This is a genomic window from Aquimarina sp. BL5 (assembly GCF_003443675.1).
In the GTDB taxonomy this organism is placed as follows: domain Bacteria; phylum Bacteroidota; class Bacteroidia; order Flavobacteriales; family Flavobacteriaceae; genus Aquimarina.
In genome coordinates this window covers 1360026-1375522 of the sequence record NZ_CP031963.1, presented here as the reverse complement: position 1 = coordinate 1375522, position 15497 = coordinate 1360026, and the positions used below count along the sequence as shown (strand labels likewise).

The 15497-nt window shown below is 32.9% G+C and carries 7 protein-coding genes; all 7 read right to left on the bottom strand.

The genetic code is table 11. The features are described 5' to 3' along the window. Positions 1–23 precede the first annotated feature (23 nt). Positions 24–767, bottom strand: a complete 744-nt coding sequence (locus D1818_RS05925) for a GIN domain-containing protein (RefSeq protein WP_118456946.1) — start codon at positions 765–767, stop codon at positions 24–26. 47 nt (positions 768–814) lie between these two features. Then, positions 815–3169, bottom strand: coding sequence for an ABC transporter permease (locus tag D1818_RS05920; protein WP_118456944.1), 2355 nt, complete (start codon positions 3167–3169; stop codon positions 815–817). Positions 3170–3328: 159 nt separating this feature from the next. Beyond that, positions 3329–5713 carry an ABC transporter permease gene (locus D1818_RS05915; protein WP_118456942.1) on the bottom strand — a complete coding sequence of 795 codons (2385 nt, stop codon included), beginning with the start codon at positions 5711–5713 and terminating at the stop codon, positions 3329–3331. Positions 5714–5739: 26 nt separating this feature from the next. After that, positions 5740–8157 carry an FtsX-like permease family protein gene (locus D1818_RS05910; protein ID WP_118456940.1) on the bottom strand — a complete coding sequence of 806 codons (2418 nt, stop codon included), beginning with the start codon at positions 8155–8157 and terminating at the stop codon, positions 5740–5742. A gap of 50 nt (positions 8158–8207) precedes the next feature. Next, the gene (locus D1818_RS05905) at positions 8208–10634 is read right to left on the bottom strand and encodes an ABC transporter permease (RefSeq protein WP_118456938.1); all 2427 of its coding nucleotides are present in this window, start codon (positions 10632–10634) and stop codon (positions 8208–8210) included. 25 nt (positions 10635–10659) lie between these two features. Further along, complete coding sequence (locus tag D1818_RS05900; RefSeq protein ID WP_118456935.1) at positions 10660–13041, bottom strand: ABC transporter permease; 2382 nt, start codon at positions 13039–13041, stop codon at positions 10660–10662. A gap of 32 nt (positions 13042–13073) precedes the next feature. Further along, entirely contained in the window at positions 13074–15479 is a 2406-nt protein-coding gene (locus D1818_RS05895; RefSeq protein ID WP_118456933.1) for an ABC transporter permease, read from the bottom strand. Between the last annotated feature and the right edge of the window lie 18 nt (positions 15480–15497).

Sequence of the window (15497 nt, the reverse complement as noted above, 5' to 3'; positions counted from 1 at the left end):
AATGATTATAGTGTTAAATGATATTATTGAATTTCTGATATTTCTACTTCTCCTAAATTTAGGCCTTTACTGATACTCGCATCACCTTTATAATAAAGTCTTGCTTCTCCAAAAGCTGTAAGTTTGATGTTATTAGATGCGTTTATTTTAAATTCAGCCTCTCCAAAAGCTTTCAATTTTGTGTTTCTATTATCAACACCAAGTAGATTTGTAAGGCTTTCTCCAAACGCTGTAATTTTTTGATTTTCGACGGTTCCATCTTTTATCTCTAAAGTACTTTCACCAAAAATGTCTACGTCCAGATTCTCAAAATTTACATCGTTAAACACTACTTGTGACTCTCCGAAAATATTTAGATCAAAAGTTTCAGTAGCTATCTTATTTTTGCATAAAATAGCTTGTTCTCCTCGTATAGAAAGTTCTTTAAGTTGTTTATACCCAATGGTAACTGTTAATACTTTTCCTTTATAAATAGGTACTTTTCTTTTGATTCCATTGATAACCACTGTTTCATTCTTGGTAGTTTCTTTAGCATCATCTAGATAAATACGAAGCACATTTCTTTTAACAACAATGTTTATTTTGTCTTCTGGTTCTGTACTTTCTTCGATGGTTACAGATTCTTCATTGCTTTCTACAAAAGTTGCCTGTATATGAGGACTTATAATAACTTTTTCGAAAGGACTAACACTCTTCTTTGTTTGTGCAATTCCTAATTGAGTACTAGTTAATATTATTAATGTTAGAAAATATTTTAGATGTTTCATGATGAATTTGTTTTTTGATTCGCCTTTGGCGGATAGATTTATAAATTTTATTCAGTTTTTAGACTATTTATGGGATTAGCAATGGCAGCTTTAATGGCTTGAAAGCTTACAGTAGCTAGTGCAATTATGATGGCTACAAATCCTGCGATTACAAACACGAACCAATTGATTTCGATTCTATAAGCGTAATCTTGTAACCAGTTATTCATGACAGCCCAAGCTAGCGGAATAGCTAATAAAATTGCAAGGCATACTAATTTCAGGAAATCTTTGGATAGTAGTTTTACAATACCCGATACACTGGCACCTAATACTTTTCTTACGCCGATTTCTTTGCTACGTTGCTCTGCCGTATAAGCTGCAAGTCCAAAAAGGCCCAAGCAAGAAATCAAGATGGCTAGTAGTGCAAATATTTGTGATAGCTTACCTACCAACTGTTCACTTTTAAATACTGCATTAAATGCTTCATCTACAAATGTATATTCAAAAGGAAAAGCAGGGTTGTTTTTTTTCATTACTTGTTCAATAGAGGAAAGCATATCATTTAAAGCTACACCAGATTTTGTTTTTATATAGAAATATCGTGCGTAGTCATGATTATTAAAAAACATAACAGGGTCACTTGAGTCATACATATCACCGTATTGGTAATCTTTTGTAATACCAATAACATTATAAACATCATCCCCTCCTGTTATCGTTTTACCGATAGGGGAACCATCACCCATAAGTTTAGCGAGGGATTCGGTTATTATTACATTGGCGCTGTCCAGTTTTTGATCTTTCTTAAAGCCTCTTCCTTCTATAAGCTCCATTCCTGTGGTCTTAAAGAAATCTGAGTTTACGTGTCTATACGAAATCAAAACATCTTCAGTATCTGTTCCTCCTTCCCATTGTAATCCGGATCCATTATTTCCAGCAGATAGGATTTGAGAATTACTTAACGCCACACCATCCACTATTCCGGTGTTCTTTAAGTCTTGTTCGAAGACATTAAATTTTTCTATAATATTACCAGTCGCACGCATTCTAATTAAATGGTCCTTATTATACCCTAAGTCTCTGTTTTTTACGTGTTGGATTTGCTGATACACAAGTATCGTACAAATAATGAAAACAATAGAAATTGTAAATTGCCCAACTACTAATCCTTTTCTTATAAAAGAAGCAGAACCACTTGTCGCTTTGATACCTTTTAAAACTTCTACAGGTTTAAAAGAGGATAAGTAGAATGCAGGATATAATCCAGCAAATACTCCACAAATAACAGTTATTGTAAATAGGATTGCGATATGAGTAGGATTAGAGATGCCTAGTATTAAATCTTTTTCGATCAGAAGGTTAAATTGTGGTAATATCAATAACAATAACAGTATACTAACTATAGATGCAAAAAACGCCATCATAAGTGACTCAATAACAAACTGGATCATCAATCTTGGACGACTAGATCCTATTGCTTTTCTGACTCCAACTTCATTCGCTCTTTTTTCGCTTCTGGCAGTAGATAAATTCATAAAGTTGATACAGGCAATAAGCAATATTATCAGTGCGATTATAGAAAAGAGACGTACAAAGATGATTTTTCCTCCAACTTTTTTTCCTCCTTCGAACTTGGATCTTAGGTGCCAGTCTTTTAAGGTATGTAAAAAAGCATAGGTGTCACTATCGGTGTTTTTTATAGGTAATATTTCTCTAACTTTTTTGTCAACTTCTTCAAAATTCGCTTCTGGAGATAGTTCAACAAAAGTGTCTGAAAAATTACTTCCATACGTTGTCATCCACTCAGCACCATCTCGATATCTTTCGAATGGAGCAACCCAATCAAAAGGGAAGGATACATTTTTTGGAAGATTTTCAATAACACCTGTAACAAGGTAGGTATCTTGGTTATTAATATTAATTGTTTTTCCAAATGCTTTCGTATTTTCTCCGAAAAGTTGTTCTGCTGTTTCTTTGGTTATAACGATTGCTTCTGGATTATCAAATGCCTTATCTCTATCCCCTTCGATAAATTTCAAACTAAAAATTTCTAAAAAATCTGTATCTGTATATCTTCCTCTTTTATTGATAGCATTATCACCAACAGTAAAAAGACGTTCCTCTGAACTAGAACGAGTAGCTCTAACAATACCTGGTATCTCATCCTTCATTGCTTGTGCTAGCGGACCTGGTGTAGAGTAAAATGTGCGCCATTCTCCTTCGTAATTCTGATTGGTTGGGACGTAATAGATTTGATCTTGTTTCGTAAAAGAATCATTAAAACTAACCTCGTCTTCCACCCAAAGAAAAATTAAACTAGCACAGGTGATGCCCATAGCTAAGCCAAAAATATTTAGAAAACTATAGCCCTTGTTTTTAAGTAAACTACGAAAAGCGATTTTTATATAATTAAAGATCATACTGTTAGTTTTTGATTGTTACTATTACTATAGTGAAGATAATGCCAAAAACATAAAACATTGAAAAACAATTATTTATGATTATTTGTAAAAATAAAAGTGTTCGATTTTGATACACTACTTTTTCATAATCGAACACTTTGAAAATACAAGATGAATTTATTCTGTTTTTAAGCTTTTGATAGGGTTAGCCGTCGCTGCTTTAATCGCTTGATAACTAATAGTTAATATGGTGATGATGAGTAATACACTTATAGCTACTACAAATATCCACCAACTTATTTCTGTATGATATGCATAGTTCTTTAGCCAATTATTCATAAAATACCAGGCAATAGGTGAAGCTATAGCACCAGCTATAAGGATTAGCTTTAAAAAGTCTTGTAGTACGATTGCTAAAATGTCTTTTACTTTTCCTCCTAAAATTTTTCGAATGCCTATTTCTCTTGTTTTACGGGCTAAAAAGAAAGAAATCAATCCATATAACCCCAAACAACTAATGAAAATGGCCAACCCAGAGAACAGTTTTGTCATAGATAAAAAACGTTGCTCTTCTCTATATTGCGCGGCTACTCTTTCATCTAAAAAACTATAGTTATACACAAATTTCGGGAATACTTCTTTCCATCGATTTTCAATTGCTTGTAATTGGGCATTTACATCTTGCCCATCCATTTTTACAGCTAATTCGTTGTATGCACTTTTTTCTGGAGCTATAAAAACAGGACCAATACCATTTTGGAAATTTTGATCATGAAAATTTGATATTACTCCAACTATAGTTGCTTTAATCGAACCTCTATTAGCTTCTAAACTTTTCCCTATAAGTTCCTCATAAGAAGAAAGTCCTAGCTTTTCTGCAAATCTTTCATTGACGACAACTTCTGTGATAGAATCAGAACTGAAAAAATTACGCCCTGCTATTAATTTCAAATTAAAAGTACTCAGGTAATCTTTATCAGCAAGTTTCGCAGAGATCGAAAATTCTTCATATTGCGGTCTATTATGATATCGTATACTAGTACCCCAGTCATTATATGCAGCTCCAGGGCTTGATAAACATGCTGTGGTACTTGATACTCCTGGTATTTGATTCAACCTGTCCTTTAATCCCTGTAGTTTTATCAACTCTATTTGTTCAGGGATTTCTAGCATTACCATGGCTTCTTTGTCAAAACCTAAATCAGAAGTAATAGCATAATTAATTTGCTTACTAATTACTATAGTGGCTACAATAAGCATAATGGAAATTCCAAATTGAGTGGTCACCAGTACTTTTCGAGTAAGTTTTCCCCCTGTATCATTCTGAGTAAGTTTTCCTTTTAATGCTAATGTTGGCAAAATTCTAGCCATAAGAATACCAGGATAGCTTCCTGCTAAAAAGGAAACAACTACTAAAAGCAATGTAGCAAAACTGAATACTTTAAACGTCAATAATGATTGTATTGTAAGCTGTAGCTGGAATAACTCGTTAAACTTGGGTAATACGATAATAGCTATTGTTAACCCTATTAATAGGGCAAAAAGGCCGATTAAAAATGTTTCTAAAATGAATTGCCAAAACAAATTGTTTTTGCTTACTCCTAATACTTTTCTGACCCCAATTTCTTTGGATCTGGAAAATGCTTGCGCTGTAGAAATATTAATAAAATTGATACAAGCAATAATAATTAAAAACATCCCAATCAATGAAAAGATCCAAAGAAGATTTGCGTTAACCCCTCCATATCTATGATCAAAGTGAACATCAGATATTTTCTGAAGTTTGTATCTATGGACATTTTTACTTTCTGGACGATACTTAGAAACCAAGGGAATCAATGTTTTTTCTATATGAGTAATATCTTGATTAGGTCTAAGTAATGCATAGCATTGTAAGCTACTCGTTATACCGCCCCAAGTTTTACTATAAGCAAAAGAACTGTAATTTTTTAGACTCTCGTAAGAAACAAAAATATCTCCTTGAACCGTAGAATTAGTTGGTATGTCCTTAAGCAATCCGATAACTTGGATAGTTTCTTTGTTCTCTAAAACAAATGTTTGCCCCAGACCGGGATGATCACCAAACATTTTCTTAGCAAAACCTTTAGTTACATACGCTACATTAGGTTCAGTAAAGTCTCGATTACCGAGTGATTTTATTACTGGAAAATTAAGAATCTGAAAAAAATCAGGTTCTGCAAAAACAACATCTTCTAATAAGCGATTATTTGAGTTATTTTCTGTTCCATCTACCTGCCAATCTTGTCGAATAAAAATATTCGCCACTTTTTCCGCATAATTAAAATCGGATTTAAATACTTCTGCAAAACCAGGAGGAACACTAGATTCATACTCTATCTCGTCCTGATGCTCTTCAGTTACTACTCTGTGAATCCTATTTTTATTATGATGGAAATTATCAAATTGAAGATGATAATTCGCGTATAGAAAGATTAAAATAGAACATCCAAATCCCAACGCTAATCCTAAAATATTTATAAATGAAAATACTTTTCGTTTCTGTAAATTTCTCCAAGCTATTTTTATGTAACTCCTGATCATAATGTTCGTTATTAGATGATTGATTTTTATTCTGTTTTAAGACTTTTTACAGGGTTTGCAGTTGCAGTTTTTACTGTTTGGAACGATATTGTAAGTAGAGCAATCAATAAAACAATACCCCCGGCTCCAAGAAATAGTAATATATTTAGATCGATGCGATATATATAGTTTTGTAGCCACTTGTTCATCATCCACCATGCAATAGGTGTAGCAATTAAAAAGGCGATGGAAACTAATTTTAAAAAGTCTTTGGTAAGAAGCAATGTAATTGTTGTAATATTTGCTCCAACGATTTTACGAATGCCTATTTCCTTTTTTCGTTTTGCAACAATAAGCAATGTCATTGCAAAAAGACCAATACAACTTAAAATGATTGCTAATAAAGAACCACTACTGATCATAGATATCATATCACGTTCTTTTTTCAGAGTTCTATCAATATTTTCATTTAAGAAGGAAGCTTGAAACTCTGCATTAGGCTCTATATCTGCCCAGGCATTTTTTACAATATCATAAGATGCTTCTAGGTTTTGAGGAGCAACTTTTACATATACATTTCTCAAGTTCCAATTAGGTAGCGCGAACAGAGACATTGGTGCAATATTTCTATCCAGATCCTGAAAATTAAAATCTTTAATAATTCCTACCACAGAAAAGGATTTATCATCTATGTTTAACTGAGAATTTAGTATCTCGTCTTCATTTAGTTGTCTTGCCATGGATTCATTGATAATTACTGATAAACTATCACTCACCAGATTTTTTCTAAAAGACCTACCTTCTAGTAATTGTAAGTCCAAAGTATTGATATAATCTGAATCAACGACGAGCATATGCGTTTCAACTCCGATACCCTTATGATCAAACCCTAAAACACTTGTTGATTTGGATCCATCTTTGCCTAAACCTAAAATATTATTGGATGCAGATACGCTTAAAATATTCGTTTGATCTTTTAAAGCATTTCGCAATAGTTGTAATGCCTGTTGATCATTTCGTTTTCCGTTTAGGGGAAAAGCAATAACCTGTTCTTTATTATACCCTAAATCCTTGGTACGTAAGAATTGTACTTGTTCCCAAACCACAAGGGTTCCACATATCAGTATTGTAGCAATTCCAAATTGAGCTACTATTAGACCATTTCGCAAATAGTTTTTTCCATTGGAATTTAATTTACCTTTTAAACTTTGTATTGTATTCAAACGACTCATTAATATAGCAGGGTATCCACCCGCTATAAGTGTTATGCCGATTATGATTACTATTAAAAATAGTATTGATAACGGATCCAATAAGATAGCAAAGGTTGCTTTGGTTTTAAATAATACTTTAAAATGAGGTAACAAAAGTATAGTAGTTAAAACACCCAGAATAATAGAAATTATAAAAACCAGAGTACTTTCTCCCCAAAATTGAAAAAATAATTGTTTTTTATTGGCCCCAAGAGTTTTTCGCATACCAATTTCTCGTAATCTCTGATCACTTTTGGCAACACTCATATTCACAAAGTTTATGCAGGCTATTAATAGGATTAGTAGGGCAATACCTAACACGATATAAGGCATTTTTCGATTTACCTTAGCAGTACTTTTATTAAAATTAGTGAACTTTTTATCTAAAAATGACAATAATTTTATTTGTATAAATTCACCATTTACATTTGGTTGGATGCCATCCCTTTTAGCACTTTCAATAGCATCTTTATAATGAAGTTTTATGAAGTTTTTAGTGTTGTTTTCAAATTGCTCAGGCGTAATCCCTTTAGCTAATTTCATATAGACTTCGTGATTTTCAACATCCCAACGCCCAACAGTTCTGTTATATGCGTGTTGTCCTTGACTTTTAAAATTTAATACGATATCAAACCCTATGGAACTATTGTCAGGAAAGTCTTCAATAAGTGCACTAATAGTAAATGGGACTTGCTTACCATCTCTAAGAATTGTTACGGTTTGTCCTATTGGATTTTTATCACCAAATATTCGATTAGCAGTAAATTCGGTAATGGCAATAGAAGATTCTAATGTAATGGGATTTTGAGTGTCACCTTTAATGATAGGAAAACTAAAGATATCGAAGAAGTCAGGATCTACAAAAGCACCACTCATTCTCAATTCCTTATCCTCATAGCTTAACAATAAATTTGTACTATTACGACGTGTTATTTTCTCGACTCCGGTTATTTCTTTTTGTAAAGTCCCTGCAAAAGGTTCTGATTTGGAAATATTGGCTTCTGTACCATTGGGAGTACTATCTTCGGAGTATACCATGTAGATTTGATCTCCATTTTCGTGAAAATGGTCAAATGATAGTTCGAAAATAGCATATATCGTTAATAATAAGGCAGCTCCAAACGCTAGGGTTAGTCCTATAATATTGAAGGATGTGAAAATTCTATTCTTCTGTAAATTTCTCCAAGCTATTTTTATATAATTCCTAATCATAACTGTTCGTTTTTTGATCCACAATATGCGGGAGGGTTGATTCGATTGATTTATTCAGTTCTTAATGAATTTACCGGGTTTGCAGTAGCCGCTTTGATAGCTTGTATACTAACTGTCAGAAAAGTAATACTCATTGTAATAATACCCGCTATTAGAAAAATCCACCAGCTTATTGAAATTCGATATGTAAAGTCTTGTAACCAATTTTCCATCGCATAATATGCTATTGGTGTTGCAATGAATAAAGCAATAACGATCAATATAAGAAAGTCTTTAGTTAGCATTTTCATTACTGTACTTACACTTGCTCCAAGTATTTTTCGGATTCCAATTTCTTTCTTTTTTTGTTCCGCCATAAATGAAATGAGTCCAAATAACCCAAGACAACTAATGAGAATAGCTAGTGTTGTAAAAGCAACAGAAATATTAGCTAATCGTTTTTCTTCAGCGATTAATTTTTCGGTTTCTTTATCCACAAAATTGTATACAAATGGAGTGGTTTTATTCATCTTTTTCCAAGCAACTTGTAATTGATTAAGTATATTTTCAAAATCGGTAGTTTGAGTTTTTATTAATAACCAATCAGGACTATTATCCACATACATAAGTAAAGGTTCAATTTCTTCTCTTAAAGACGCATAGTGGAAATCTTCAGTTACACCAATGATTTCAACAGTTGTGACATCTTCACCTGTGGAAAAAAGAATTTTTTGACCGATTGCATCATCTGGTTTAATATTAAAAGCATCAATGGTTGCCTTATTTACTAAAACCTGACTAGTATCTTGTTTTTTTACTGCGCGTCCTGTTAAGAGTTTTGTTTTTGTCGTTTCTAAATAACCCGATTGAATACCATTTACCTTAACTAATTTTGGTTTAGATGGATCACTACCAGGTAAATAGGCTCCAACATCGCTACGCAACATTTGGGATGGGAAAATATTACAACCAGAAACTGATTTAACACCAGAAATCTTACTCATGTTTGTTTTTAGTGTTTCGTATTGTGTAAATGCTTCCTGAGTTCCTAGGCGCACGGCTATTAAATTATCACTCTCATACCCCAAATCCTTATTTTGGGCAAATCGAACTTGTTCTGTAATGATATACACTGTAGCAATTAATCCAATAGATATCACAAATTGGAATACAACTAACCCCTTTCTTAATATTGTTCCTCCGGTATTTGTGGATACGGTTCCTTTTAGCACTCGTGTTGGTTTGATAGAGGATAATATTAAAGCTGGATAAATACCGGCAATAAAGCCCGTGATGATCCCTATGATTAGAAGGATGGATAATATGCGCCAGTCAAAAAATGCTGCATAACTTACATTTCCCTGAGTTAACCGGTTAACTAATGGTAATAAAAATGCAGTTAGAGGAACACTTACGATTGTTGCCAATAAGGAAAGTAAAACAGATTCACCAAGAAATTGAGCGATTAATGATTTTTTATCCGCTCCAATAGTTTTTCTAACTCCAATTTCTTTAGCACGTTTATTAGCTCTGGCGGTGCTAAGATTTATGAAGTTAATACAAGCCACCAATTGAATAAATAATGCGAGTGTGATCAATAAATATAAATACTTAATATCTGATATCGGACCAATTTGTCTGGATATACCTTTAGAATGTAAATGGATGTCGCTTACTTTTTGAAGATAAAGCTCTTTTTTGAAATTTAACTTAGCAAAATCTTTGGCTCCACGAGCGTTAAGAAAAGCAGGAAGTTTTTCCTGAACTAAAGAAGCATTATCAGGAGAATTTAATTTTACATAGGTATAGATGAAATTTTGAGTAGCAAAGTTTTGTACACTTCTAACGAATTCACCGAGACCGGGTGTATTCATTGTTACTAAATAATTTGGATTTAGGTGTGATTTTTCAGGGTTATTATCATCAAAAACACCTGTAACTGTAAGTGATAATTGTTGTTCTCCACTACCGGATATTATAGTTTTATTGAGTGCAGGAACATTTCCAAAAAGTTTTTTTGCTAAGGATGAAGATAAGACAACAGTGTTTGGTTCTACTAAAGCTGTATTGGGGTTACCTTCTAGAAAGTTAAAAGTAAAAACATTAAATATGGTAGCATCTGCTAAATATCCTCTCGGTTCATAGAACCCTTCATTATTTTCACTTACTCGAATGAGATCTTCTGTGCCTTCTCCCATATAAACTAGCCTTGTAGCCTCTATTACTTCGGGAAAATCCTCTTTCATGGCAAATCCTATTGGAGGACCACTGGATGCAGCATTAAATTGTACAGAACTAGGATCATCAATTACAGTCCTAACTCTATACAATGACTCGGCGTTCTCGTGATGATCGTCATATCCAAGTTGAGCAAATACATATAATAATATACTTAAACAACAAACAGTACCAACTGTTAGTCCTAATAGATTAATAATAGTTTGCAACTTGTTTTTCTGTAAACTTCTCCAAGCGATTTTTATATAATTCTTGATCATGATTTTTCGTTTTTTGATTGATGATTTATTCCGTGCGTAATGCTTTAACAGGGTTTGACAGGGAAGCTTTTACCGCGTGAAAACTAACAGTTAATATTGCGATTAGTATAGCTGAACCTCCTGATAAAAGGAACATCCACCATTTTATGTCGATTCTGAAAGCAAAGTCTTGTAACCAATTGTACATAACATACCACGCAATAGGGGAGGCGATGGCAAAAGCGATCATTACTAGTTTTAAGAAGTCTTTAGACAGAAGGTTTACAATTTCAGAAACAGAAGCGCCGATTACTTTACGAATTCCGATTTCTCTTCTTCGTTGTAGGGTACTGTATGCTGCAAGTCCGAGTAATCCTAAACAAGAAATTAATATCGCTAAGCTAGCGAAGTATAAAAATAAGTTGCCAAATCGTTCTTCGCTTTCATATTGTTCATTAAAAGAATCGTCTAGAAAGAAGTAATCAAATGGTTGCTCAGGTAAAAAAGATCCCCACAATTTTTCAATTTCGCCGATGGTTTTTTTTATATTATTTGGTGCTAATTTTACTGTAATTAAATCATTTCTAGTTTGCTCCATTCGCATTGTGAGTGGACCAATATTATCGTGTAACGAATTGAAATGAAAATTCTTAATAACACCTATTACTTGGCCTTCGCGACCCCATTGTTTAAATCTTGCACCAATAGCGTTTTGCGGATTATTATACCCTAAAAGTTTTACTGCTTCTTCATTAATAATCATTGCTTGCGTAGAATCAGAAGCAAAATCTTTAGAAAAAGCTCTTCCTGCTATTATTTTAAGATCGAATTGAGGGATATATTCGTGATCTATAAAATAGAGGTCTAAGTTTGCAATTTGAAGATCACCAGCTTTATTTTCTATTTCAGAATACGCGGACGAATTTCCTCCTCCAGGAACACTAGATCCTAAGCTTGTAAATTTAACTCCAGGAATTTTATCAATAGCGTGTTTTAGTGCTACTTGAGATTTAGAAGATTCAGCCTCAAGAATTAGTAAACGATCTTTATTGAATCCTAATTCCTGATTTTGCATATATTTCATTTGATTATAGATAATAATGGTACCAGTAATAAGAATAATCGAAATGGTAAATTGCACAATTACTAAGCTTTTTCTGAGAAGAACACCTTTACCACCAGTAGAAAAATTTCCTTTTAATACTTGTATTGGTTTAAAAGATGATAAAACTATTGAAGGGTAAATTCCAGCAAACAGCCCTATCGCTAATGAAATACCTAATAGTTTAAGTATATTGCCATAGTTAGAAAAAAGGCCTTCACTAATTACTTTTCCAGCAATTTCATTAAAAAACGGTAAGGTTATAATCGTTAGTAAGGTTGTTATTAAAAAGGCTAATAAACAGGTTATAATAGATTCTCCAATAAATTGTAATGATAACTGTTGTTTTTCTGCTCCCATTACTTTTCTAATTCCTACTTCTTTTGCTCGTTCTACAGAACGCGCTGTTGTAAGATTAATAAAATTAATAGATGCAATTAGAAGAATAAAGATAGCAATGATAGAAAAGATATAAACATTAGTCATACTGCCACCTCCAGTTCCACCTCTTGTAGATTCTAGGTATAAACTTTTTAGAGGTTCTAGGTTTAGAGTAACAAACATTTTACTCTGTTTCATAAACGCTCCACTATGTTTTTCTAGGAATGCGGGAAACTTGGCGGCAAGTTTATAAGGATCAGTGTTAGAATTAACCAAAATATAAGCTGCAGCGTCATAACTACCCCATCTAGTATCTAATTCTTTATCTAAATGCTGCGTAAAAGTTGTTAGTGATAATATTATATCGGCTTTAATATGAGAGTTTTCTGGAAAATCTTTCATAACTCCAGTTACTGTAGAGTTATATCCTTCTTCGGTTATTTTTAAGGATTTACCAATAGGGTTTTGGTCACCAAAATATTTTTTAGCTATAGTCTCAGATAATACGATGCTGAATTGTTTTTTTAATACTTCTTTTGGATTTCCTTGAAGTAGTTCGAAATCAAAAACAGAGAAAAAACTAGAATCAGCAGCAATAGCATTTGTTTCTTTAAATTTTAGATCGTCTTTACGAACAATCATATTTAGATCATTAATTCTTACTGCAGAAATGATTTCGGGAAAATCCTTCTCTAGATTAGGTGGTACTGCCCAAGCAGTGATATTAGCTTCTATATTATCCGAAGGAGTTTTAATATCGGCAACTACTCTGTAGATATCATCAGTTTTACTATGAAAGCTATCGTAGCTTAACTCGAAACTAACATATAATAACATAAGAAAACTAGCAGTCATTCCTATGGATAATCCCGTGATATTGATAAAAGTAAAACCTCTTCTTCTCCAAAGGTTTCTCCATGCTATTTTAAAATAATTCCTGATCATGATTGTTAGTTTACTGTTCGTTTTTGATTTTTTTATTCTGTTCGTAAAGAATCTACAGGATTTGCAGTTACTGATTTTATTGCCTGTATGCTAATCGTAATAATAGTTATAATAATAGCTCCAGAGCCTGCGATTAAAAATATGTTCCAAGAGATGTCGGTTCTATAAGAGAATTTTTGCAGCCATTGACTCATAAAATAATAGGCTATTGGTGCTGATATAAATAGTGCAATAATTACTAATTTGATAAAGTCTTTAGAAAGTAATATCCATAGATTAGCAAGAGAAGCTCCAAGAATTTTTCGTACACCTATTTCTTTTGTACGTTGTTCTGCTACAAAAGAAGCAAGACCAAATAAACCTAAAAGACTAATGAATATGGCTAATATGGTAAAAACTTTTGCTAAACTGGAGATACGTTCTTCTGCTCTGAATTTTTTAGCGTACTCCTGATCTATGAATTGATAGTCAAATGGTACATTAGGAAAATTGTTTTTAAATACGCTTTCAACTATTTCTAAATTATCACTAATACTGTTTTCAGGATTTAGTCTTACGTTATAGAAAGAAATGTTACCAAATCTATCGAAGGCGTACATAGATTGTTTTACAGGGCTATATGGTGATTGCATAATAATATCATCGATAACACCAATAATTTTAAGAGGGGGCATTGGATTGGGATCATCCACATCAGAGTCCCGTATCAATTTCCCTATCGGATTTTTAATTCCCATATACTCAACTGCAGTTTTATTAAGAAGAACACCTAAAGAGTCCGTTGGAAAATCTCGAGAAAAACCTCTTCCTTCAATTATTTTTGCACCTAAGGTTTCGATAAATTCATAGGATACATCGGTATATGCCAAATCTTCTTGAAAACCAACTGGTTTACCTTCCCAGGTATAACCACCTCTATTGGACCAAACATCTGTAGTAGGACTGCTTGTTGTAGCCATTTCTACAGCTCCTCCAGAAGCTATAAATTGATTTCGCATGATATCTGCTTTTCCGCTAAATTCACTACTCATGACTGGTATTTGAATCAAACCTTCTTTGTCATAACCTGTTGGTCTTTCTTTGCTATACTGAATTTGGTTCATCACCACGAGTGTACCTATAATAAGTGCAATAGATACTGTAAACTGAGTGACTACTAATACTTTTCTTGGAAGTGCTGCAAAACGACCAACTCTAAAAGTCCCTTTTAAGACGGTGACAGGATTGAAAGATGATAAATACAATGCGGGATAACTTCCAGACAAGAATGCAGTTAAAAAAATGAATATTAAGGATGTAATCCAAAATAGTGTATTTGTCCACGGAAAAACAATGACTTTACTTGCTAAATTGTTAAACCCATCTAGACTCAATAATACAATTCCAATAGCTATTAAAAAAGCCACAAATACAACTAAAAATGATTCACTTAAAAATTGAAATATAAGCTGGCCTCTTTGTGAACCTATAGACTTTCTTATACCCACTTCTATAGCCCGTTTTTCTGAACGAGCTGTACTTAAATTAACAAAATTGATACAAGCTAATAATAAAATAAAGATACCGATGATACCGAATAACCAAACATTTTCAATACGACCACCACTTTGAACACCATTTTCAAAATCACCTCTCAAATACCAATTTTTCATTGGAAATAAGAAGATTTGAGGATTAAATTCTGCTTCTCCAGGAGAAGCATTTTTCTTAACATCAATGATTTTAGAAGTAATAGCTTCCATAGTTGTATTATCATTGATCTGCACGAACATTTGAAATGAATTATTTCCCCAAGCTGTCTTTGCTCTTTGTAACCAAGACTGTGTTGCTATATAATACTTCCAAGGTATTAAGTAATCCACATCGTTAAACGAATTGTTATCAGGAATATCTTCATAAACTGCAGTAACAATTAAGTCATCTTGATTATTCACTTTTACAATTTTGCCAACAGCAGGAGTACTTCCGAATAGTGTTTTTGAAGAAGATTCTGATAACATTATTGAATTCTTCTCTTTTAGACCATCTTTTATACCTTCGATAATTTTTAAATTCAACATCTCTGGAGCACCTTCTTGCATCGCATTTCCCCGTCTGTAAATATTAGTTTCTCCAAAACGGATATATCTTGGTTGTTCCCAAGAAGACATAATAATATGTTTAAAATTATCAGCATAACCTTCTCTCAATGCAAACTCTAATGGTCTTGGTATGGCAGGACCCGTATCTATAATATTATTAGCAGATTCGTGCTGAAACACCTGAGCGATGGTTGTATTGTTTTCGAAGTAATTGTTATAGTTAAGTTCATCATATATCCATAAACCAATCAGCATAGTAGCGGCCATACCAATTGCCAATCCAGATACATTTATAAAGGAATAGATCTTATTTTTTAATAAGTTTCTTAATGCGATTTTAAAATAATTCCTAATCATAACAGTTCGTTTTTTGAT